20 protein-coding genes are annotated in these 22,013 nt (G+C 58.1%); 18 read left to right on the top strand and 2 right to left on the bottom strand.

The annotated features are described in order from the left end of the window. Positions 1-4 precede the first annotated feature (4 nt). The 14 genes from QP990_RS04540 to whiA all read left to right on the top strand — a co-directional run bounded on the left by QP990_RS04540 (position 5) and on the right by whiA (position 15,192). Positions 5-2,047 carry a primosomal protein N' gene (locus QP990_RS04540; RefSeq protein ID WP_284798533.1) on the top strand — a complete coding sequence of 681 codons (2,043 nt, stop codon included), beginning with the start codon at positions 5-7 and terminating at the stop codon, positions 2,045-2,047. 98 nt (positions 2,048-2,145) lie between these two features. After that, positions 2,146-2,658, top strand: coding sequence for a peptide deformylase (def, locus tag QP990_RS04535; protein WP_023021482.1), 513 nt, complete (start codon positions 2,146-2,148; stop codon positions 2,656-2,658). Positions 2,659-2,734: 76 nt separating this feature from the next. Continuing rightward, positions 2,735-3,685 (top strand): methionyl-tRNA formyltransferase, encoded by a 951-nt coding sequence (gene fmt, locus QP990_RS04530; protein ID WP_023021483.1) that lies wholly within the window; start codon positions 2,735-2,737, stop codon positions 3,683-3,685. Next, positions 3,682-5,235: an RsmB/NOP family class I SAM-dependent RNA methyltransferase gene (locus QP990_RS04525; protein ID WP_023021484.1), complete on the top strand. Its 1,554-nt coding sequence runs from the start codon at positions 3,682-3,684 to the stop codon at positions 5,233-5,235. The genes fmt and QP990_RS04525 overlap by 4 nt, the downstream gene beginning before the upstream one ends. Positions 5,236-5,254: 19 nt before the next feature. Beyond that, entirely contained in the window at positions 5,255-5,923 is a 669-nt protein-coding gene (rpe, locus tag QP990_RS04520; protein WP_034655367.1) for a ribulose-phosphate 3-epimerase, read from the top strand. Continuing rightward, positions 5,923-6,945: a bifunctional diaminohydroxyphosphoribosylaminopyrimidine deaminase/5-amino-6-(5-phosphoribosylamino)uracil reductase RibD gene (gene ribD / locus QP990_RS04515; RefSeq protein ID WP_023021486.1), complete on the top strand. Its 1,023-nt coding sequence runs from the start codon at positions 5,923-5,925 to the stop codon at positions 6,943-6,945. Before rpe ends, ribD begins: the two co-directional genes overlap by 1 nt. A 35-nt stretch (positions 6,946-6,980) precedes the next feature. Further along, positions 6,981-7,595: a riboflavin synthase gene (locus tag QP990_RS04510; RefSeq protein WP_284798532.1), complete on the top strand. Its 615-nt coding sequence runs from the start codon at positions 6,981-6,983 to the stop codon at positions 7,593-7,595. A gap of 11 nt (positions 7,596-7,606) precedes the next feature. Then, a complete protein-coding gene (locus QP990_RS04505) occupies positions 7,607-8,869 on the top strand; it encodes a bifunctional 3,4-dihydroxy-2-butanone-4-phosphate synthase/GTP cyclohydrolase II (protein WP_284798531.1) in 1,263 nt (420 codons plus the stop codon). 40 nt (positions 8,870-8,909) lie between these two features. Continuing rightward, on the top strand, positions 8,910-9,389 hold the full coding sequence (gene ribH, locus QP990_RS04500; RefSeq protein WP_023021489.1) for a 6,7-dimethyl-8-ribityllumazine synthase: 480 nt from the start codon (positions 8,910-8,912) through the stop codon (positions 9,387-9,389). A gap of 73 nt (positions 9,390-9,462) precedes the next feature. Next, positions 9,463-10,011 (top strand): PH domain-containing protein, encoded by a 549-nt coding sequence (locus QP990_RS04495; protein WP_023021490.1) that lies wholly within the window; start codon positions 9,463-9,465, stop codon positions 10,009-10,011. Between the two features lie 3 nt (positions 10,012-10,014). After that, complete coding sequence (gene uvrC, locus QP990_RS04490) at positions 10,015-12,090, top strand: excinuclease ABC subunit UvrC (protein ID WP_023021491.1); 2,076 nt, start codon at positions 10,015-10,017, stop codon at positions 12,088-12,090. A gap of 40 nt (positions 12,091-12,130) precedes the next feature. Next, entirely contained in the window at positions 12,131-13,012 is an 882-nt protein-coding gene (gene rapZ / locus QP990_RS04485; protein WP_198010471.1) for an RNase adapter RapZ, read from the top strand. 23 nt (positions 13,013-13,035) lie between these two features. Next, entirely contained in the window at positions 13,036-14,031 is a 996-nt protein-coding gene (gene yvcK, locus QP990_RS04480) for a uridine diphosphate-N-acetylglucosamine-binding protein YvcK (RefSeq protein ID WP_200287481.1), read from the top strand. 171 nt (positions 14,032-14,202) lie between these two features. Beyond that, entirely contained in the window at positions 14,203-15,192 is a 990-nt protein-coding gene (whiA, locus tag QP990_RS04475; RefSeq protein ID WP_023021494.1) for a DNA-binding protein WhiA, read from the top strand. 130 nt (positions 15,193-15,322) lie between these two features. Here whiA and QP990_RS04470 read toward each other — a convergent pair whose 3' ends face one another. Further along, a complete protein-coding gene (locus QP990_RS04470) occupies positions 15,323-16,969 on the bottom strand; it encodes an L-lactate permease (protein ID WP_284798530.1) in 1,647 nt (548 codons plus the stop codon). 541 nt (positions 16,970-17,510) lie between these two features. Here QP990_RS04470 and gap point away from each other — a divergent pair. The 4 genes from gap to secG all read left to right on the top strand — a co-directional run bounded on the left by gap (position 17,511) and on the right by secG (position 21,092). Continuing rightward, a complete protein-coding gene (gene gap, locus QP990_RS04465) occupies positions 17,511-18,518 on the top strand; it encodes a type I glyceraldehyde-3-phosphate dehydrogenase (protein WP_023021496.1) in 1,008 nt (335 codons plus the stop codon). A gap of 119 nt (positions 18,519-18,637) precedes the next feature. Further along, on the top strand, positions 18,638-19,855 hold the full coding sequence (locus tag QP990_RS04460) for a phosphoglycerate kinase (RefSeq protein WP_023021497.1): 1,218 nt from the start codon (positions 18,638-18,640) through the stop codon (positions 19,853-19,855). Between the two features lie 37 nt (positions 19,856-19,892). After that, positions 19,893-20,675, top strand: coding sequence for a triose-phosphate isomerase (gene tpiA, locus QP990_RS04455; protein WP_023021498.1), 783 nt, complete (start codon positions 19,893-19,895; stop codon positions 20,673-20,675). A 183-nt stretch (positions 20,676-20,858) separates the two neighbouring features. Further along, positions 20,859-21,092 (top strand): preprotein translocase subunit SecG, encoded by a 234-nt coding sequence (gene secG / locus QP990_RS04450; RefSeq protein WP_005324856.1) that lies wholly within the window; start codon positions 20,859-20,861, stop codon positions 21,090-21,092. Positions 21,093-21,243: 151 nt separating this feature from the next. On the opposite strand, the gene pgl is transcribed toward secG, so the two are convergent. Next, positions 21,244-22,005 carry a 6-phosphogluconolactonase gene (gene pgl / locus QP990_RS04445; RefSeq protein WP_023021499.1) on the bottom strand — a complete coding sequence of 254 codons (762 nt, stop codon included), beginning with the start codon at positions 22,003-22,005 and terminating at the stop codon, positions 21,244-21,246. Positions 22,006-22,013: the final 8 nt, after the last annotated feature.

Here is a 22,013-nt window from a genome sequence, read left to right as displayed (position 1 = left end):
GCTTATGCCTAAGAAAACACCCGCCATCCGGAAACCGGTTGCGCGGGTGTTGCCTCTTTTAGGGGTCGCGCACCTCGATCGGGGCTTTGATTACCTTATAGAAGAGGCAGATTCGCAGGAAGTTCAACCGGGGATAAAGGTCCGCATCCGCTTTAATGGACGCTTGGTTGATGCGATAGTGCTAGAGCGCCTGCATGATTCTGAATTTGGCGGTAACCTGCGCTTTATCGAGCGCATCATCTCACCGTTCCAGGTGTATCCGCCGCAGCTTGCCCGGCTTATCGACGCCCTAGCGGACCGCTATGGCGGAGTGCGCTCAGATATTATCCGCTCTGCTATTCCACCTAGGCACGCCAAGGCGGAGGAATCCGATTTGGAAACCCCGTGGGAGGAGCTCGGTACCACGAGCGAGCCTGACCTTTCGGGGTGGTCTGCTTATGAGCATGGTGAGGCTTTCGTTGATTCAATCCTGTCTGGCAAGCTCGCCCGTGCCGCATGGCAAATCGCCCCGGGCGATGATTGGGCGCATGCCTTAGCTGCGCTCGCGGCCAAGGTGGCGTTAGACGGAGGCGGGGTGCTCTTAGTTGCCCCGGACCAGAAGAGCGTTGATGCGGTAGAAGCCGCCCTTCGCCAGGTATTAGGGGCGAAGCAGATTACAGTGCTGACTAATAGTATGGGCCCGCAGGCCCGCTACCGCCGCTACCTATCAGCCCTGGTAGGCCAGGCGCGCGTCGTAATTGGTACTAGGTCCGCCGCCTTCGCCCCAGTAAAACATCTACAGCTGGCGGTTATCCTCGATGATGGCAACGATAATTTGGTAGATAACCTCAAACCTTATGTCCATGCCAGGGAAGTGCTAACCACCCGTTCTGCTTTTGAAGGTTGCAGCATGGTCTTGGCAAACCATTCGCGGACTGCGGAAACGCAGCTCCTCGTGGAGTCAGGCTGGGCGCACGATGTGGTCGCCAAAGAACAAACGATCGGGGCGCGTTGCCCAGCCATTGAGGCGGTAGGCCCATTCGGTCTATCGATTGCTCGCGATTTAGAAGGCGGCACCACTTCAGTTCAGGCACAGGCCTTCCAAGCCGCCCATCAGGCGCTGGATAGGGGAGAGCCGGTATTGGTGCAAGTACCGCGCAAGGGATACGCACCAATTTTGGCCTGCGGCCGATGCCGCGCGCCGGCGCGCTGCCGGCACTGCAACGGGCCATTGGCGCTGCCGCCGACGGGGGCGTCGCCAAGCAAGGGCGGCGCGGAGGAGACAGGAATGCCCACCTGCCGCTGGTGCGGTCGCATCGAGGCGCGCCATCGCTGCAGTGAATGCGGATCCCCGCGCCTGCGCGCCATCGTTTTAGGCTCAGAGCGCACCGCGGAGGAATTGGGCCGTGCCTTTCCTAATACCCGGGTAGTGGTCTCTGGCGGAAATAAGATCCTCGAGGCAGTGGATAATGCGCCGGCCCTTGTCATCGCCACCCCTGGCGCCGAACCGAATGTACGAGATGGCGCCTACGGTGCGGCGCTGCTCTTGGACGCTGGTGCATTGCTCAACCGCCAAGATCTGCGTGCTACTGAAGACACGTTATCGAAGTGGGCGCAGGCGGCCACGCTAGTGCAGCCGCATTTCAAGGGCGGCCGGGTAATTGTGGCTGCCGATGAGTCTCTTAGCGTGGTTCAGCATTTCTTGCGCTGGGATATGGTTGGCGCGGCCGCAGCCGAGCTTGCTGCCCGACGAGAAGTAAGATTCCCACCTGCGGTGCACTTTGCCGCCATTGATGGTGCGGATGCGTCCCTGGATGGCTTTGCTGAGCTTGTGGATCTTCCTGAGCATGCGGAGGTTTTGGGCCCAGTTCCTCTTCCCCCGGGCCATAGCCTGCCCGGCGACTACGATAGCCAGCGCTTTGGTCCCGCGCAGCGGCTGGTGATCCGCACCCCACTGGGGCCTCGTTCCCAATTAGGGCGCGCCTTGCGCAGTGCAAACGCGGCGCGTAGCGCGCGCAAGGATGACTTGCCACTGCGTATCGTGGTTGATCCTATCCACGTGGGTTAGCCGTATCGGGTGGCTAGGGCTTATGCGCTAGTCTCGACGGGGAAACCCTCCATTGTCAGGCCGGCTTTATTTCGGCGCATCAGAAAGGTGTGATTGCCATGTCTCTTCGCGGAATCCGTATCTACGGCGACCCTGTCCTGGGCAGTCGCGCAGAAGAAGTAAGCACGTTCGATCGCGGACTGCGCATTTTGGCCAACGGTATGCTCGAGACCATGGACGAAGCTGGGGGAGTAGGGCTGGCGGCCAATCAAGTGGGCATACTCAAACGGATTTTTGTCTATGACTGCTCGCATACCCAATCTGGCTTGCGTGGCGCGATTGTTAATCCCGTCTGGACGCCGTTGGGCGCGCAGCAGCAAATAGGCCCGGAAGGATGTCTTTCTATTCCCGGCATTAGCGCGCAAACCACCCGCTTCAACCGCGTCTTTGTCAGCGGTCAGGATATAGAGGGCCGCCCCTTATCCATGGTGGCCGCGGGGCTGATGGCTCGGTGCATCCAGCATGAAACAGACCATCTCGATGGAGTGCTTTTCCTGCAGCGCCTCGATGCCGTGGACCGAAAAGACGTTATGCGCGCCATCCGTGAATCCGAGTGGTTTAACGCCTCATAGCCCGCTTACTGTGGCGGCAGCGCTACGGCGTTGTAGCCTAGTAGTTTGAACGAGATTAATAGGAGAGTTTCCCCGCATGCGGATTATTTTTGCCGGTACCCCTGAGCCCGCTGTTGTGGCCTTGGAAAAGCTAATTGCCTCCTCGCATGAGGTGGTGGCGGTAATTACCCGCCCAGATGCTAGGAAGGGCCGCGGCCGTAGCCTTCACCCCAGCCCGGTGAAAGCAGTAGCCCAAGAACATGGCATCGAAGTGCTAACTCCTAGCAGCTTGCGTCCAGACACGGAGGACGGGCAGGCCCTGCGTGCCCGCCTGCGGGAGCTCGAACCCGAGGCAATTCCGGTGGTGGCTTATGGCAATCTGGTCACCAAGGACCTGCTGGAGCTGCCGCAGCATGGTTGGGTGAACCTGCATTTTTCCCTGCTCCCGGCATGGCGTGGCGCGGCACCGGTACAAGCTGCCATAGCTGCCGGTGATGAGATTACCGGCGCATCTACGTTCCGCATTGAAGAAGGCCTAGATACCGGTCCGGTGCTGGGCACCGTGACGGAGGAAATCCGCACCACCGATACTGCCGATGACCTGCTCACTCGCCTTGCCTATTCCGGCGGCGATCTGCTCGTCGCCACCATGGATGGCCTAGCGGCGGGTCAGTTGGAGGCACAACCGCAGCAGGGCGAGGCCACCTATGCCCCGAAAATCTCTACCGCACAAGCTCGCGTGGAGTGGTCCCAGCCTGCCTTTGCCATCGACCGGCATATTCGTGCGCACACCCCAGGTCCTGGCGCATGGACCATGTGGGACGAGGCCCGGGTAAAAGTGGGACCAGTAAGCCCCGTGGAGGCAGCAGCCGCGGTACCGGAGCACTTAGAGCCTGGGCAGCTCTACATTGCAAAGAACGCCGTTTTTGTTGGTACCGCAACGCAGCCGGTCCAGCTGGGTAAAATCCAGCCACCAGGCAAGAAAATGATGAATGCGGCCGACTGGGCCCGCGGACTAGGCAAGGATGCCGAGGTGAAGTTCCAATGAGTGGTGGTTTCCGTTCCCGTAGTAAATCTGGTGATAAGTCGCCGGAAGGCAAGCCGCAGGACCCCCGGAAATCCGGTGGAGCGAAAGGCCGTGGTGGCCGCCCGCACCAGCAGCAACATGGTGGACGTAACGGCCACCGCAGAGGTCGACAGGCTCATGCTTCTGGTCAGCGTTCCGGCAAGCGCCAGGAAGGCAGTCTGATTCAGGCTGCACTGACCGCTGGTGTGGACGCGCCGCGTGCGGTGGCTTTCGACGTCGTGCGTCGGGTGAGCGATGACGATGCCTTTGCCAACCTCATCTTGCCCACAGCACTGCGTAAGCAAAAGCTCACCGGGCGAGACGCCGCCTTTGCCACCGAGATCACCTACGGCACCCTCCGCACCCTCGGCGTAGTAGATGCCGTCATCGCAGAATGCTCCTCGCGCAGCCTCGAAGCCATTTCTCCAGCTGTGGTTGATGCCTTGCGCTTGGGCGCGTATCAGGTTCTCTATACCCGCGTGGAGGCCCATGCGGCGGTTGATACCACCGTGCGCTTGGTGGAAGCCAGCGGTGAGGTCAAGGCCAAGGGTTTTGCCAATGGCATTATGCGCACCATTACCCGCACGTCGGCCAAGGCGTGGCTGGACAAGCTTGCCCCGGAGGGAGAAATCGCCGGCATTGCCTTCAAACATGCCCATCCCACCTGGATCGCGGAATCGTTTAGTCGTGTGCTGGGGCTGGGCGAGCTAGAGGCCGCCCTGGCTGCGGACTCCGATAGGCCTGCGGTGCATCTGGTGGCCCGTCCCGGGGAAATCTCGGCCGAAGAATTAGCACTTGTGACCGGCAATGAGGAAGGGCGCTTTTCCCCCTACGCCGTGTATATGGAGTCCGGCGATCCCGGCCAATTGGAGCCGGTACGTCAGGGTTTGGCTGCAGTCCAAGATGAAGGCTCGCAGCTTATCGCCCGCGCGGTATGTGAAGCGCCGGTGGAGGGCGAAGACACTGGTCGGTGGCTGGATCTCTGCGCCGGTCCCGGCGGTAAAGCGGCCTTAATGGGTGCGCTTGCCCGCATCGACTCCGCGCACGTGGACGCGGTGGAGGTATCCCCGCACCGTGCGGCTCTGATTGAAAAAACGGTAAGTGATTTACCTGTGGACGTTCATGTGGCAGATGGACGCAATCCGGGCGTGGGTCAGGGGTTTGACCGAGTGCTTGTCGATGCCCCGTGTTCCGGACTCGGCGCACTCCGTCGCCGCCCCGAGGCGCGGTGGCGCAAGTCTGAGTCCGACATTGCCGAGCTTACTCAGCTGCAATTTGAGCTTTTATCCTCGGCCTTAAACCTGGTGCGCCCAGGCGGTGTGGTCATTTATTCCACGTGTTCGCCAGACTTGCGCGAGACTCGTGGCATCGTCGACCGCGCCGTACGCGAGCTCGGTGCCACAGAGCTAGACGCACATGGGCTCATTCCTGATATGGGCGATGTGGGGCACGAAAAATCCGTGCAAATGTGGCCACATCGGCACGGTACCGATGCTATGTTCTTTGCGGCTCTGCGCCGCGCTGCTGACTAATCGCGATAGACTAGTGGGCATGTCCGCACCGATTATTTCCCCTTCCATCTTGGCCGCTGATTTTTCTCGCTTGGGCGAGGAATTAGCGGCGATTGAAACCGCAGACTGGGTCCATGTGGACATTATGGACGGGCACTTCGTGCCCAACCTGTCCTTCGGCCCGGATATCACGGCAACGGTCCATCGGCTTACCAATAAACCATTGGATGTCCACCTCATGATCGAGGAACCCGAGCAATGGGTGGAGACCTATGCCAAGGCGGGTGCGCATACCATTATCTTCCACGTGGAGGCTGTCGCCGATGAGCAGGCGGCGGTGGATGTGGCGCAGAGCATTCGAGAACTAGGGGTGCGTGCTGCCTTTTCCATTAAGCCGGGTACGGCTATCGAACCGTGGCTGGATAAATTGCATCACTTTGATGAGGTGCTCGTGATGTCCGTGGAGCCTGGTTTTGGCGGGCAGAAATTCATGCCAGAGATGCTGGAAAAGGTCCGGGTGCTGCGCCAAAGCATTGATGAGCAGGGGCTCGACACCGTCATCGAGATTGATGGCGGAATTTCGCCAGACACCATCGCCCAAGCCGCCGCGGCTGGGTGCGATGCTTTTGTAGCTGGCTCGGCCGTATTCAAGGCAGAAGATCCCGCCGGGATCGTACATCAGCTGCGTGAATTGGCGGCTGGTGCCTAGTGGGCGCGGAGCTAGAGGAGAGTACCCTTTCCGCAGCGCTGTCTCGGGCAATGGCCGCGGGAGCTGAGGTGCGTGGAACCACGAGCCCCAACCCGCCAGTGGGCGCGGTCATCGTGTCCACTGCCGGTGACATCGTGGGCGTCGGTGCTACGCAGCCCGTGGGAGGCGCGCATGCCGAGGTCATGGCGTTGCGCGAGGCTGGCGATAGGGCGCGAGGAGCCACCGCCGTGGTCACCTTGGAGCCGTGTGCGCATACCGGTCGCACGGGTCCGTGCGCACAGGCGTTTATCGATGCCGGCGTGGCTCGCGTGTACTACCTTCATGCAGACCCCACTCCGCAGGCCGCCGGTGGAGCGCGCGTGTTGGCGGAGGCTGGGGTGGACGTCGCCAAGCTGGAAAAGCCCCCGCACGCCGATGATGCGCTCGTGCCTTGGCTCTTTGCCATGAAAGCACGCAGGCCGCACGTAACCTTAAAGTTCGCCCAGACGCTGGATGGCTTTACTGCCGCAGCGGATGGGTCAAGCCAGTGGATTACGGGCGAAGCGGCGCGCGATTGGGTGCATGCAGATAGGGCTCACCGCGACGCCATCATCGTCGGCACCGGCACTGCGCTTGCTGATAACCCGTCACTTACCGCGCGGTTTAGCGACGGCAGTTTGCGGGAACACCAGCCGCGCCGCGTGATTATTGGCAAGCGTGATTTGGAATCGGCCGGTGATGCGGCCAGCAACCTGCGCGAGTTGGGGTACGAGCACTACGACAGCATCGAGGAAGCGTTATACGAGCTCTACGCCAGCGGGGCACGCGACGTCCTTGTAGAAGGCGGCGCCGGACTCGCCAGTAGCTTCCTCAAGGCCGACTTGGTCGATGCTATCTCTGCCTATATTGCGCCCCTGTTGCTGGGGGAAGGCCGTGGCGTGCTCGCCCATCCCATGTCCCAGACTCTGGCGGGGGCCACCCGATTCCAGCGCGTGGGAATGAAGGCGCTGGGTGATGACGTTCTAATTGAATACGTGCGCTAGACGCGCGGATTAGCAGATAACGAGAAAGGCTGGATGTGTTTACTGGGCTAGTACAAGAGTTGGGCACCGTAGCCGGTATGGAACCGCACGCGGACGCCTTGCGCTTGAGCATTCGCGCCCCGCGCACCGTCGCGGAGGCTGCACTGGGGGATTCCATTGCTATCAACGGCGTATGCCTCACCTTGGCGGATTTATCTGGAGATATATTTTGCGCAGATGTGATGCAGGAGTCCCTCGACCGGACAGCTCTGGGCCGCCTAGCTGAGGGCGATTCGGTCAATGTGGAACCGGCATTGCTGCCTACCACCCGGCTAGGCGGTCACATCATGCAAGGACACGTGGATGGCACCGCGACGCTGCAGAGCCGGACTACCTCCGAGAACTGGGATATCCTCCGGTTTAGCTTGCCCACCGAGCTTGCCCGGTACGTCGTAGAAAAAGGCTCAATTGCCGTTAGCGGCACCTCGCTGACTGTTAGCGCCGTGGGGCCGGACTGGTTCGAAGTATCCCTTATCCCCACCACTTTGCGGGACACTATTCACGGTGCATTGCCAGTTGGAGGAGAAGTCAACCTCGAGGTGGATGTGCTGGCCAAGTACGTAGAAAAGATGCTTCACCCCGAAGCGCTAACCCCTGAGGGCAAGGACTAGACTGCTACCTTATGAGCGCGAGTGATAATTGTATCCGTCTTGATTCCATTGAGCAGGCCATAGCGGATATCGCCGCTGGTAAGCCGGTAGTTGTTATCGATGACGAGGATCGCGAAAATGAAGGCGACCTGATTTTCGCCGCTGAGCTAGCCACCCCGGAACTGGTGGCCTTTATGGTGCGCTACTCTTCTGGATATATCTGCGCACCATTGTTGCCAGAAGATTGTAACCGCCTGAATCTACCGCCGATGTTGGCGGTCAACGAGGATGTGCGCGGCACCGCTTATACGGTGACGGTGGACGCAGCTACGGGTAGTACCGGTATTTCTGCGACCTCGCGGGCAGCAACTATTCGCCGGCTAGCAAACCCTGATACCACGCCGGGCGAATTCACCCGCCCGGGTCACGTGGTGCCGTTGTGCGCGCGCCCTGGTGGTGTTCTAGAGCGTGATGGCCATACGGAGGCTTCCATTGACCTTGCCCGATTGGCGGGCCTGCGCCCAGCCGGTGTGCTGTGTGAGATCGTTTCTGAGGATGACCCCACGGACATGGCACGGTCGCCAGAGCTGCGCCGCTTCGCAGATAAGCACGGCCTGTCCATGATCTCTATTGCACAGCTCATCGAGTGGCGCCGCCATAATGAGAACCAGGTCATTCGCCAGGTAAGCACCCAGCTTCCCACCGAGTATGGTCATTTCACCGCCATTGGCTATCGCCATGAAATAGATGGACAGGAGCATGTCGCGTTGGTGGCAGGCGATCCCGCCGAACTGCGCGGCGCGCGTGAGATCATGGTGCGAGTCCATTCGGAATGCCTGACCGGTGATGCCTTCGGCTCGCGGCGCTGCGATTGCGGTCCGCAACTACATGAGTCCATGCGCCGTATCAGTCAGGAAGGCAACGGCGTGGTTATCTACTTGCGCGGTCAGGAAGGCCGTGGCATTGGTCTGTTGCATAAGTTGGAGGCATACCGGCTGCAGGATTCTGGCATGGACACCGTCGATGCCAACCTAGAACAGGGCCTGCCCGAAGACGCACGCGAGTATTCCGTAGCCGGCCAGATCCTGCGTGATCTTGGCATAGAGTCCGCGAACCTGCTGACTAATAACCCACATAAGGGCGAAGGCCTGAGCGGTTTTGGTGTGGATGCAGGTCATCACACCCCGCTAGCAACCCCGGCGCATGCGGATAATATTGAATATCTGCGTACGAAGCGCGACCGCATGGGCCACGATCTTCCGCAGGTTGCCCAGTGGGATGAGGCGCATAAGTAGATCTTTAGTAGCTCTGTGGAGATCACGCGAAAGGAAAGAAATGAGTAAAGAAGGCCTACCCGAAATTGCCCAGGTAGATGGCAGTGGACTGCGCGTTGCCGTGGTGACTGCGACATGGAACGCGGAGATCTGCGATCAGCTCCACGCCCAAGCGGTAGAGACCGCTACGGAAAATGGCGCCGAGGTTGCCGAGTACCGCGTAGTTGGCGCCTTGGAACTTGGCGTTGTTGTCCAGGCGGCCGCCCGCGCATACGATGCAGTGGTGGCATTGGGCTGCGTTATCCGTGGGGGAACGCCGCATTTTGACTACGTCTGTGACTCGGTTACCCAGGCGCTTACCCGCATCGCGCTCGATGAATCCACCCCGGTAGCGAACGGCGTCCTTACCGTCAATGACCAGCAGCAGGCCATTGATCGCGCCGGCTTTGCAGACTCGGCAGAAAACAAGGGCGCCGAGGCAATGATGGCGGCTTTAGATACCGCCCTGCAGTTGCGTAGACTAAACGCAGCAGATAAGTAACTTTTAGCAATGCGTCAGCGCCCCACGCTAGATCACCACGATGGACTGTGGGGTGTTCCAGAGGAGTATGCACATGAACGAGGCGCAGGCCCCAAAGAATCCGCAGCGAAGCCGGCAGCTTAGCGACGCCGAAGTATTGGCCTATACCAGTGCCGATCCCTTTGCCCAGACAACGTCTAAGCCGTGGGAGTTTAAGGCGACCTCGCCCTTTTTGCGTAAGGTGGCAATCGGCTGGGTGATCCTCGTTATGGCTATCCATATCTTCATGGGAATCACCTTGGATGTGTCTTTTACCGGCGCGCATGTCACCACCATTGATAAATTCGCCTTTCCCGGCGTGGGCCTCCTTATTTCCATTTTGTCTTGGGTTGCCCTTAACCGGCCGCGCCTGCGCGCCAATGAGGATGGGGTAGAGGTCCGCAATATTGTGGGTACCCGCTTTTATCCCTGGCAGGTGGTCTATGGGCTGTCCTTCCCCGTGGGCCAACGTATGGCGCGTCTTGAGCTTCCCGAGTTCGAGTTCGTTCCCGTCTGGGCTTTGCAGTCTGGTGACAAAGACACCGTCATCGACAACGTTCGCCGCTTCCGCGACGTGGAAGCTAAGTACATGCCACAGGATTAACAATTGGCTGACCCCACTACCTACCGCCCGGCTCCGGGAACCATTCCCACTGACCCGGGCGTCTATAAGTTCCGCGATGAAAACCGCCGCGTAATCTACGTGGGCAAAGCCAAGAATCTGCGCGCGAGACTATCGAACTATTTTCAGGACATTACTCAGCTGCACCCGCGCACACGCCAAATGGTGCTCACGGCCAATTCCGTGGAATGGACGGTAGTGGCCAGCGAGGTAGAAGCCTTGCAGTTGGAGTACACGTGGATCAAGCGCTTTGATCCCCACTTCAACGTCATGTACCGCGACGATAAAACCTATCCTATGCTCGCGGTTTCGGTCGGAGAAACAGTTCCTCGCGCCTTTTTCTACCGCGGCCCTCGCCGCAAAGGCGTGCGCTACTTCGGCCCGTATTCCCATGCTTGGGCCGTGCGTGAAAGCCTAGACCTGCTCACCCGCGTCTTTCCCATGCGCACCTGTTCCAAGGGCGTTTATAACAGGCACGAGCGCCTTGGGCGACCGTGTCTATTGGGCTATATCGGCAAATGCGATGCGCCCTGCATCGGCCGGGTAAGCAAGGAAGAACACCGGGATACCGTCAATGAACTCGTTTCATTCATGAATGGAAACACCGGTGCAGTCCGCCGCAAACTCACCCATGACATGGAGCAGGCCGCCGAGAATCTAGAGTTCGAACGCGCCGCACGCCTGCGCGATGACTTGGGCGCTATTGACAAGCTCATGGAGCAACAGGCCGTGGTCTTCACCGACGGTACAGATGCCGATCTCATTGCTTTTAACTCGGATGAACTCGAAGCAGCGGTACAGATTTTCCATGTGCGTGACGGACGCATTCGCGGGCAGCGCGGGTGGGTAGTAGAACGCGCCGGTGACCAAGCTAGCTCTGAGCCCTTGGAAGAAGGCCAGCCTGATCCCGCGCTGCCGGCATTGGTACAAAATTTCCTCATCCAGTTTTATTCGGATGCAGTGGAGCGCGAGAAGCAGGAGGCGCGCGAGGACGCCGCGCTTGCTGCGGACGTAAAACGGCGCGGGGTGGACCAGGAATCGCACATGAAGTCCCGCCGTGTCCAAGTCATCCCACGCCAAATTTTGGTGCAGGCCCTGCCGGATGAACCCGATCAGGTCGTCGCCCTCTTAGAGGAACTGCGCGGTGCCCAGGTGGACCTGCGCGTTCCCCAGCGCGGCGATAAAAAACAGCTCATGGCCACGGTGGAGAAAAACGCCAAGGAGCAGTTGCGCCAGCACAAGCTCAAGCGGGTGGGAGACCTCACCGCCCGGTCGGCGGCTTTGCAAGATATTCAAGAGGCTTTGGGCATGGAGCAAGCCCCATTGCGCATCGAATGTACCGATATCTCCCATATTCAGGGCACAGATGTGGTTGCTTCTTTGGTGGTTTTTGAAGATGGCTTGCCCAAAAAGTCGGACTATAGGCGCTACCGCATTAAAGAGGCAGCGGGCGATGGCCGCTCTGATGACGTCGGATCTATCGCAGAAGTCACTCGCCGTCGGTTTAAGCGTTATAAGGAAGACAAGCTGGCCCAACCGGATGAGGAAGTAGAAGAGTCTTCTTTCGCGGAAGAAAAAGTGGCGGAAGAATCTGCCGAGGCAGGCCGACGCTTTGCGTATCCACCGCAGCTTTTCATTGTGGATGGCGGCGCACCCCAGGTTGCCGCAGCTCAAGAGGTATTCGATGAGTTGGGCATTGTGGATGTGACCTTGGTGGGCCTGGCCAAGCGCCTCGAGGAAATTTGGGTTCCCGGTGATGATGAGCCGGTCATTTTGCCGCGAAACTCGCAAGCTCTTTTTCTCCTGCAGCAAATTCGCGATGAAGCGCACCGCTTTGCCATCACTTATCATCGGCAACAGCGCTCTAAGCGAATGCGCTCTTCAGTACTCGACTCCGTTCCGGGCCTAGGTCCGCAGCGGCGCACCGATCTGGTGAAGTATTTTGGCTCGGTGAAAAAGCTCAAGGCCGCCACGGTGGAAGAGATCTGTGAGGTAGATGGCTTTGGGCCAAAGCTAGCCCAGACCGTGTACGAGAATTTGCACGATTCTACGGGTAAATAAGGGGCATTCTCCTAGGAGCGGCGAATCTTAAAGCGCTAGACTGAGGGGCATGACGCATTTCGAAACTCCACCCATTTTGATAACCGGCATGTCCGGCGGCGGGTTGAGTTCCGCTGCCAAAGTATTTGAGGATAAGGGCTACTATGTGGCCCATAATATTCCGCCTCGCGCCATTGTGGATCTGCTTAAGCTGTGCAACCAGGAAGAAACTCCGGTGGGCAAGGTTGCTGCCGTAACGGATGTGCGCTCGCGCATGTTTCCAGGGTCTCTGCTAGAGATTATGGAAGAGCTCACAGAATTGCATATGAAGCCCACTGTGCTCTTTTTGGATGCGCGTGATGATGTGCTCATTCGTCGTTTTGATTCAGTACGGCGCACCCACCCATTGCAGGAGGGCGACACCCTCAAGGTAGGCATTCAACGCGAGCGTCAAGCAGTAGCAGACGTGCGAGCTCATGCAGACATCATTATTGACACCACCAACCTATCCATTCATGATCTCCGGCGTGCTATTGAGGCGGCGTTTGGTGAGATGCAAAATGAAAAGCAGCATGTGACCGTTGAATCCTTTGGTTTTAAAAATGGTTCACCCCGCGATGCAGACTTGGTGGTTGATGTGCGTTTCCTACCCAATCCCTATTGGGTACCAGAGCTGCGTAGATACCGTGGCACGGATGAGCCGGTTGCTCAGTATGTGCTCTCACAGCCAGCGGCACAGGAATTCGTGGATAATTTCATAAGGATGTTTTCCACCATGCTGGATGGTTACCGGCACGAAGGGAAGAATTTCATAACTTTAGGCGTGGGCTGTACGGGTGGCCATCACCGCTCCGTTGCCGTAGCAGAGGCTATTGCGGCACGGTTGCGGGACAATGACATTTTGGACGTCAGCACCTTGCACAGGGATATTGCTCGAGGCTAGAGCGCAGGAGTTTTAACGCTTTTATGACCAATCCTTCACACATGGTCTGCCTAGGAGGCGGCCATGGACTTTATCAGACTCTTTTGTCCGCCCGATTGAGCGGAGCAGGCGACATTTCCGCCATTGTTACTGTTGCAGATGATGGTGGCTCCTCCGGCCGATTGCGCCGCGAGCTAGAAATAATCCCGCCTGGAGATCTGCGCATGGCGCTAGCTGCGTTGGCTAATAGTGATCCGGTGGGTGACCTCTGGGCGCGTACCTTGCAGCACCGTTTTAGAGGCACCGGTGCAATGGCGGGGCATGCGGTGGGCAATCTAATGATTGCAGGGTTGACCGAGGTGCTCGGTGATTACCAGGCCGCGTTAGATACCATCGCAGAGCTTACTAATTCCCAGGGCCGGGTATTCCCTGTGGTCAACCAAGCCTTAGAGATTGAGGCGGAAGTAGCCGGGCTTGACGACGACCCCCGTGTCATGCGCCAAGTCCGGGGGCAGGTCGCGGTTGCCTCCACACCGGGGCAAGTCCGGCGTGTGCGCATCGTGCCGGAAAACCCCAAAGCAAATCCGGATGTCCTCGATGCCATTGAGCGCGCGGACCTAATTACTATTGGCCCGGGTTCTTGGTTTAGTTCGGTATTGCCACATACTCTCGTGCCTGAGGTCGTGGAAGCCATTTCTGCATCTGATGCGCTGCGCGTAGTTGTTTTAAACCTTTCCGCCGAGCCGGGCGAAACGCATGGTTTTTCCGCAGAGCGCCATTTGCATGTGCTTTCTCAGCACGCTCCGGATTTGCGCATTGATCGCATTCTGGTGGACGGGGCGGCTTTGCCTACTGATAGTGAGCGCGTGTATATCCAGCGCGCCGCCCAGTCCCTTGGTGCCCGTGCCACGTTCGCGGATGTGAGCGAAGTTGATGACAATGGCCGGAGCATCAATAAACACGATCCGGAGAAGCTGTCTGCGGCACTCCTCGACCTATATTCGGACTATCGCAACACTGGCGATCCCAACCGGAGCTGATACATCTCGGCAAAGTCCTATCGCTCGGGTCGTTCGGGTTCGGCCGACTGCGCGGTGCCTGAGCGCGCGCGGTATGATGGCAGAAATCCTTTCACCGCACCGGGCCTTGCTTAACGGCTCTGGCCTGTGTGTATATCTTGTGACTGTGAGAAAAGAAATGGGGCGAACTAGGTGACCACACCATTGACCGACCAGGTCAAAGAAGAATTGACGGCTGTCGTTGTGCCACGCCAGTCCGCTCGCGCTGCCGAACTAGCCGCGATGCTGCGATTCGCCGGCGAGCTAGATATTTCCGGCGACAACATGGCCTATGAGTTGGAATTAGAAAGCCACGCTATTGCGCGGCGCGTGATCGCTGCACTCGATGAGCTTTATGGGATTTCCGCTGATAGTCACGTAGCGGGCCCAGCAGGAACCACGAAGAAATCCCGAGTTACGGTGCGCATTTCCACCGGGGCGAAGGAACTTACGCGCCGTCTCGGCCTTATTACCCGCTCCGGCCATGCGGTAGTGGGGCTTCCTCCGCAGGTTATTTCCGGCACCGTCGCTGATAGCGAAGCAGCGTGGCGCGGAGCCTTCCTAGCCCATGGCAGCCTCACGGAGCCGGGTCGTTCTTCTGCGCTTGAAGTTACGTGCCCGTGCCAGGAGGCGGCATTGGCCCTAGTGGGTTGCGCCCGCCGCTTGGGCATTTCTGCCAAAACTAAGGAGACCCGCGGGGAAGACCGCGTCGTTGTCCGCGATGGCGATGCCATTGGGGCACTGTTGACCCGTATGGGCGCGCAAGAAACGCGATTAAGCTGGGAAAAGAAGCGCGTCAAGCGAGAGGCGCACGATACGTCCCGGCGCTTGGACAATTTCGATGATGCAAATCTCCGTCGCTCGGCTCGTGCTGCAGTCACCGCGGCGGCCCGCGTTGACCGAGCGATGGAGATCCTTGGTGATGACGTCCCCGAGCACCTTGCTGATGCAGGACGCCTGCGCGTGCAGCACCGTGAGGCCTCGCTGGAAGAATTGGGCCGCTTGGCTGAGCCTCCCATGACTAAAGATGCGGTAGCCGGGCGTATTCGCCGCTTGCTTTCTATGGCCGATAAGCGAGCGGAAGAGCTTGATATCCCCGATACTAACCAAGCGATCACCGACGACCTCTTCAAAGAGTCCTAAACGCCGCAATCACCGGCACATACACAACTCCCCGCAGCGCGGATACCTGAGCGGTAGCCGTCACTGTGGGGAGTTTTCTCTGTGATAGCTAGCTGGTGGGGAAACCAGCTAGCCAGGGAGAGCTAGATGCCTAGGGAACGAGGAATCCTAGGGCGTTGGTCATCAAGAATACGATGATGCACACAACGGCCAAGAAGACCACGGAGTAGCCCACTACGTTTTTCAGGATGACAGACTCCTTGCCTTCCATCTTTACAGCGGTGGCCGCAATAGCGAGGGACTGCGGGGAGATCATCTTGCCCACAACGCCGCCTGCGGTATTAGCGGCCAGCATGAGGTCCGGGTTCACGCTGATACGCTCGGCCGCTGCTACCTGCAGGTTGGCGAAGAGGGCATTGGCGGAGGTATCGGAGCCGGTGACCGCTGTACCAATCCAGCCCAGTACCGGAGCGAAGAGTGCGAAGATGCCGCCCGCAGAAGAGACGAACTCACCAATAGCAATCGTTTGGCCGGAGTAGTTCATCGTATAAGCCAATGCCAGCACCAGAATGATGGTGAGGGCCGAGAACTTCATGCGGCTGGCGACGTCCCCAAAAGCGCTGACCGGCTGCCCGAAGCTGAGACTGTAGCGGCCATTTTCATTAAAGAAGTGGTAGACAACCGCAACGATAATGCCCGAGAGCAGCAGGAGCGTACCTGGGTTACCAAAGACATTGAAGCTGAAGCTAGTGTCCATAAGGTTGCCGTCGGCGTCGATAATCGCGTCATCCAGCAAAGGCCAAGCAAAGTGGAGCTTGAGGAAACCAAAGATGGCTGGGGCCGCAGTAGCAACAGCAAAAACAATAGTTACTACAGCGTAGGGAAGTAGCGCCATCCAAATGCGGCGACCATTCAGGTCAGTGGTCGACTCAGCGGCGGGCAGCTCGAGGCGCTCGCGCAGCTCCTTAACACCCTTAGGCTTCCACACTCGGAGGAAGGCAAAGGCACAGCCCAGGGAAACGATGCAGGCGATAACATTGGTGAGCTGGTAAGCAAAGAACGTTGCGGCCAGCCACTGTGCCAAGGCAAAGGAAACGCCAATCACTGCGGCTGCCGGCGCAGTTTCCTTGACGCCGCGGACACCGTCCAAAATAAAGGCGATCAAGAAAGGCACGACGGCGGCGATGATGAGCACCTGCAAAGAGATAAGTGCGGCAATATCATGGGTTTGTTCAGCGCTGCGTCCAGCGACCTCGCCAGCGGTGGTCACTGGGATGCCCACCGCGCCGAAAGCAACCGGGGCCGTATTAGCAATGAGCACTACGATTGCTGCGCGTAGGGGCTTTACACCGAGTGCCATAATCATGGTCGCGGTAATGGCTACGGGTGCGCCGAAGCCGGCGAGGGCCTCTAGCAAGCCGCCAAAGCAAAAGGCGATAAGAATTGCTTGGATGCGAATATCGCCATCGCCTAGAAGGTCGAAGGTTTTACGAAGGTCCTCGAAGCGTTCTGAAGCGACGGTGATTTCATAAAACCAGATTGCGGTAATGATTACCCAGACAATGGGAAGTAGTCCGAAAAGGCCGCCGCGCACGGCGGAGGACAAGGCCATATCTACCGGCATAGAAAAGCCGACGATGGCGATAAGAAGGGATACTGCGAGGGCGACGGCGCCAGAAGTGTGTGCGCGCGCTTTGACGCCGAGCAGCATGATAAAGAATGCGATGAGAGGGAGAATCGCCACCAGGGCGGTAAGCCCGAGGCTGTCACCCACAGCAGAGGTATTAATTTCGAACAAGAGACGTCCTTGGGTTCTACGGTGGTCCTGCCCGTTGAAGAATAACGAGCACCTGAAGCATTCTCACGGTGACCAACGATTGCGCTGGAACAGATGTAGTGGACTGAAACGCGAATGTGAGCCAGTGAGTATTGAAAGCATATCGTGTGATGGTCGAGGCGAAAACAATTCGGTCGACTTGATTGCCATCAGGACTGAGGCTCGGAAATGTCCGACCGGACAGAGGCGGGCGTAACCCTGGAAGCTATACAGTGATATATTTCACGTTAACAGCGTCAAGGCCACATAAACCCACGCGTTCGGGCGTATCCAGCGGGTTTATGGCGGAGAAATAAAAAGGATCGGCAAAGTGTACGCTCTTTTGGATAATCTGTCATCCGATAGTTCTCAAGGCTGCTAGGGCACTGCACTGTTAAAAAACGCTCGGTAGTATCGGCACTGTAAGGGAAAACGCTCGGGCGCTTCTCAAGCACCGAATATATCGAAGGGCCCGCGCACATACCCATACGCACATTTACTCGACTCTTTGAGGAGAAATACAGTGACTATCCGCGTAGGTATCAATGGCTTTGGCCGTATCGGCCGCAACTTTTTCCGTGCAGTCGCTCAGGGCGACAACAACCTCGAAGTTGTTGCAGTAAACGACCTGACCGATAACGGTACGTTGGCTAACCTGCTCAAGTACGACTCCGTACTGGGCCGCTTCGATGGCGAGATTACCCATGATGATGAATCCATTACGGTTAATGGTCACCGCATCGTGGTCACCGCGGAGAAGGACCCGAAGCAGCTCAAGTGGGGCGAATACGACGTAGACCTCGTGATCGAGTCCACCGGCCGTTTCACCAATGGCAATGACGCCAAGGCTCACCTCGAGGCTGGTGCTAAGAAGGTCATCATCTCTGCTCCGGGCAAGGAAGTAGACGCAACCTTCGTCTATGGCGTTAACTCTGACACCTACGATCCGGCAAACCACAATGTTATTTCCGCAGCATCCTGCACCACCAACTGCCTGGCGCCGATGGCAAAGGTCCTCAATGACAAGTTCGGCATCGAAAAGGGCTTGATGACCACCGTCCACGCCTACACCGGCGACCAGCGCATCCAAGACGCACCGCACAAGGATCCGCGCCGCGCCCGCGCCGCTGCTGTAAATATGGTGCCTACCTCCACCGGCGCAGCTAAGGCTGTCTCCCTGGTACTGCCTGAGCTGGAAGGCAAGCTGGATGGCTACGCCATGCGTGTTCCAGTTATCACCGGCTCTGCTACCGACCTGACGTTTACCGCTTCCCGCGACGTAACCGTTGAAGAGATTAACGCCGCCCTGAAGGAAGCTGCTGAAGGCGAGCTCAAGGACACCCTCGCTTATACCGAGGACCCGCTGGTTTCCACCGATATCGTAACCTCCCCGCACGGCTGCATTTTTGACTCCGGCATGACCAAGGTCTCCAACGGCAACCTCGTTAAGGTTCTGGGCTGGTACGACAATGAGTGGGGATACACCTCCCAGCTTGTACGTATGACTTGCCTGGTGGCAGACAAGCTCTAAACTTAGAGCTTTAATAATGAGAGTCCGGCCCCGATGCAAGCCTAAACGGCATTGTGTCGCGGTCGGTATTCTTATATCTACAGCCTTGTGAACAATCCGAATTTAAGAAGGAGAAAATAATGGCTTTCCAGACTCTGGATGATCTTCTCAAGGAAGGCGTCGAATCTCGTCACGTCCTTGTTCGTTCTGATTTCAATGTTCCCCTTGATGAAGAAGGAAACATTACTGACCCGGGTCGCATTAACGCTTCTCTTCCCACCATCAAGGCTTTGGTGGAAGGCGGCGCTAAGGTCATTCTGTCCGCGCACCTTGGCCGCCCCAAGGGAGAGGTAAACGCTAAGTACTCCTTGGCCCCAGTCGCTGAAGCTCTGTCCGAGGCTCTTGGCCAGTACGTTGCCTTGGCCGGCGATGTCACCGGCGAGGACGCTCATGAGCGTGCGAACGGGCTCAACGATGGCGATGTCATGTTGGTGGAAAATGTCCGCTTCGACTCTCGCGAGACCTCCAAGGATGAAGCGGAGCGCGGCGCATTTGCTGATGAGCTCGTTGCTTTGGCAGCCGATAATGGCGCTTTCGTCTCCGATGGCTTTGGCGTTGTCCACCGTGCCCAGGCATCTGTGTATGACGTCGCAAAGCGCCTGCCGGCTTACGCAGGCAAGCTCGTAGAAAAGGAACTCTCCGTCCTTTCCACCGTGGCCCAGAAGCCGGAGCACCCATACGTAGTAGTACTTGGCGGCGCCAAGGTCTCGGATAAGCTCGGCGTAATTGAGGCGTTAGCAGATAAGGCAGACAAGGTCATTATCGGTGGCGGCATGTGCTACACCCTTCTGGCCGCCAAGGGCTACAACGTCCAGGAGTCCCTCCTGCAAGAAGACCAGATTGATAACTGCAAGGAGCTGCTCGAACGCTTCGGTGACAAGCTGGTCCTTCCTGTGGATCTCATTGCCGCAAGCAAGTTCGCAGCGGATGCGGAACACCAGGTTGTCGAGCTCGACGGCATCCCAGAGGGCTGGATGTCCCTAGACATCGGGCCAAAGTCTGTGGAGCACTTCGCAGAGGTGCTTGCTTCTTCCAAGACCGTCTTCTGGAACGGTCCGATGGGTGTCTTCGAAATGGAGGCCTTCTCCAAGGGTACTGCGGGCGTCGCGCAGGCTATTATCGACGCCACCGAAAACAACGGCTCCTTCTCGGTTGTCGGTGGCGGCGATTCCGCGGCCTCCGTGCGCATGCTCGGCCTGGACGAGGATGGCTTTAGCCACATCTCCACCGGTGGCGGCGCCTCCCTTGAGTACCTAGAGGGCAAGGAGCTTCCGGGCGTCTCCGTCCTTGAAGCCTAAAATCTGCTGAGTCACTTGCTAAAAGAGAGGAAAAATCATGGCACGTACGCCACTTATCGCAGGTAACTGGAAGATGAACCTCGACCACGTCGAGGCTATCGGTTCCGTTCAAAAGTTTGCGTTCTCCCTGCCTAAGGACTACTACGAAAAGGTCGACGTGGCCTATATGGTCCCGTTTACCGATATTCGCACCATCCAGACGCTGGTAGAAGGCGACAAGTTGCAGATCACCTACGGCGCGCAGGACATCTCTAAGCATGAGTCTGGCGCCTTCACCGGCGAGGTATCTGGTCAAATGCTAGCCAAGCTCGGCTGCAGCTGGGTAGTCGTGGGACACTCGGAGCGCCGTCAGTATCATGGCGAGACCGATAAGCTCGTCGCAGAAAAGGCCGCCGCAGCCTTGGATAATGACATTAGCCCCATCGTGTGCGTAGGCGAGCCACTGGCCGTTCGCGAGGCCGGTACTCACGTGGACTACGTGGTTAACCAGACCCGTAATTCTTTGGCTGGCCTTAGCGCTGAGCAGCTTGCCAAGACCGTCATTGCTTATGAGCCGGTCTGGGCCATTGGTACCGGCAAGGTAGCCTCCGCAGACGACGCACAAGAGGTTTGTGCCGCCATCCGCGAGCTCGTGAAAGAGCTCGCCGGTGACGAGGTAGCGGAAGGCATTCGTATTCTCTACGGCGGTTCCGTCAAGGTTGATTCCGTTGCGGAGATCGTCAGCAAGCCAGACGTAGACGGCGGCCTCATCGGTGGCGCCTCCCTGGTGGGCGAAGAGTTTGCCAAGTTGGCTGCCAACGCAGCTAATGCCCTGAACTAACAGGAGATATCACCTGTCACAGGTTCGCGTTCGGCGCGGGTTGGAATGGTTCCGGCCCGCGCCATCGTGTACAGTGGGCCGGTGTGACTGCTTTGCTGGACGCAAAGCCTAAAAGTACGATTCCGCGCTAGTGGGTGGCAAGAGTCAACCACAAGGCGCATGTTAGAAATAAGGATTATCCTCATGGTCTTGGCACTGGAAATCATCTTGGTCATCGCAGCTATTTTGATGTCCATCTTCGTGCTGCTGCACAAAGGTAAAGGCGGCGGCCTGTCCAGCCTCTTCGGCGGTGGCGTGCAGTCGAACCTTTCCGGCTCGACCGTCGTGGAAAAGAACTTGGATCGCTACACCGTGGTGATGGTTATCATCTGGCTGGCCTGCATTGTGGGCCTAAACCTGATCCAAGCCTTCGCTTAAGCGAAAAGCCAGGATAGCGAAAGCGCCGGCACTAGCTTCCTACCACTAATTTTCCTAGGGGATCTGAAAGTGGGGAAGCGGTGCCGGCGCTTTTCGATTGGCGTCAGGCGCTAAAAGCAATGTGCCCGAACGCACACTGCGGATTGCCTGCTTATATCTCGGAAGCAGCGTCATCGGCAAGGAAGAGAACGGTTTCCTTCCTACCGTGTACGCCGGCTGCCGGCCATTCCTCGGCCGCAGCGCCCTCTACCACGTGCTTGGCCGCTTCCGACTTGGCTTCGCCGGCCACAAGGAGCCAAATGCGATCGGATTTATTGACCGCCGGAAGGGTGAGGGTAATGCGCTCGCTGGGCGGCTTTGGGGAATCGTGGACGGGAACAGCTAGTTCTTCTTGCTCCCGAATAGCGGAGGAATGCGGGAACAAGGAATTAATATGGCCCTCCTCACCCATGCCTAGTAGGTGTAGGTCGAAACCATGAGGGGCAAATTCCTTCAACTCTGGTTCGTATGCGCTTGCCGCTGCTTCCATAGACACCGCGCCCAGATCAAAACCGTGAATATTTTGGTTTGGGATATCTACGTGGTTGAGCAACGCATTGCGCGCCTGGCCCTCATTAGAATCTGCGTCGGAAACGGGTACATTGCGTTCGTCGCCGAAGAAAACGTGAACACGCGACCAATCGATGCGCTGAGCAGGAAAATTTTCACCTTGCTGCTGTGCGGCGAAATCCAAACGGGCCAACTCGTGGAGAACGCCAATTCCGGCTCCGCCGCCAGTGAGGACAACACGCGCGACACCATCGTCGTGGAGGCCGCCACCCGATGCTTGGATACGCGCTACGGTATCCACGAATTTCAGTGCGGCCTGGGAGATAAGGTCATCCACATCGCTCACGCGGTGAAGAGTTACCATTATGTATC

It is taken from the genome of Corynebacterium sp. MSK071 (genome assembly GCF_030232125.1).
GTDB classification, from domain to species: domain Bacteria; phylum Actinomycetota; class Actinomycetes; order Mycobacteriales; family Mycobacteriaceae; genus Corynebacterium; species Corynebacterium kefirresidentii.
This window is presented reverse-complemented; position numbering and strand designations above follow the sequence as displayed.

Coding starts and splice junctions, on each gene's coding strand:
- tpiA (WP_023021498.1), top strand. CDS start 19,893: ATGGCACGTACGCCACTTATCGCAGGTAACTGGAAGATGAACCTCGAC.
- QP990_RS04505 (WP_284798531.1), top strand. CDS start 7,607: ATGAGCGCGAGTGATAATTGTATCCGTCTTGATTCCATTGAGCAGGCC.
- QP990_RS04495 (WP_023021490.1), top strand. CDS start 9,463: ATGAACGAGGCGCAGGCCCCAAAGAATCCGCAGCGAAGCCGGCAGCTT.
- def (WP_023021482.1), top strand. CDS start 2,146: ATGTCTCTTCGCGGAATCCGTATCTACGGCGACCCTGTCCTGGGCAGT.
- QP990_RS04460 (WP_023021497.1), top strand. CDS start 18,638: ATGGCTTTCCAGACTCTGGATGATCTTCTCAAGGAAGGCGTCGAATCT.
- pgl (WP_023021499.1), bottom strand. CDS start 22,005: ATGGTAACTCTTCACCGCGTGAGCGATGTGGATGACCTTATCTCCCAG.
- ribH (WP_023021489.1), top strand. CDS start 8,910: ATGAGTAAAGAAGGCCTACCCGAAATTGCCCAGGTAGATGGCAGTGGA.
- secG (WP_005324856.1), top strand. CDS start 20,859: ATGGTCTTGGCACTGGAAATCATCTTGGTCATCGCAGCTATTTTGATG.
- fmt (WP_023021483.1), top strand. CDS start 2,735: ATGCGGATTATTTTTGCCGGTACCCCTGAGCCCGCTGTTGTGGCCTTG.
- QP990_RS04525 (WP_023021484.1), top strand. CDS start 3,682: ATGAGTGGTGGTTTCCGTTCCCGTAGTAAATCTGGTGATAAGTCGCCG.
- QP990_RS04540 (WP_284798533.1), top strand. CDS start 5: ATGCCTAAGAAAACACCCGCCATCCGGAAACCGGTTGCGCGGGTGTTG.
- yvcK (WP_200287481.1), top strand. CDS start 13,036: ATGACCAATCCTTCACACATGGTCTGCCTAGGAGGCGGCCATGGACTT.
- rpe (WP_034655367.1), top strand. CDS start 5,255: ATGTCCGCACCGATTATTTCCCCTTCCATCTTGGCCGCTGATTTTTCT.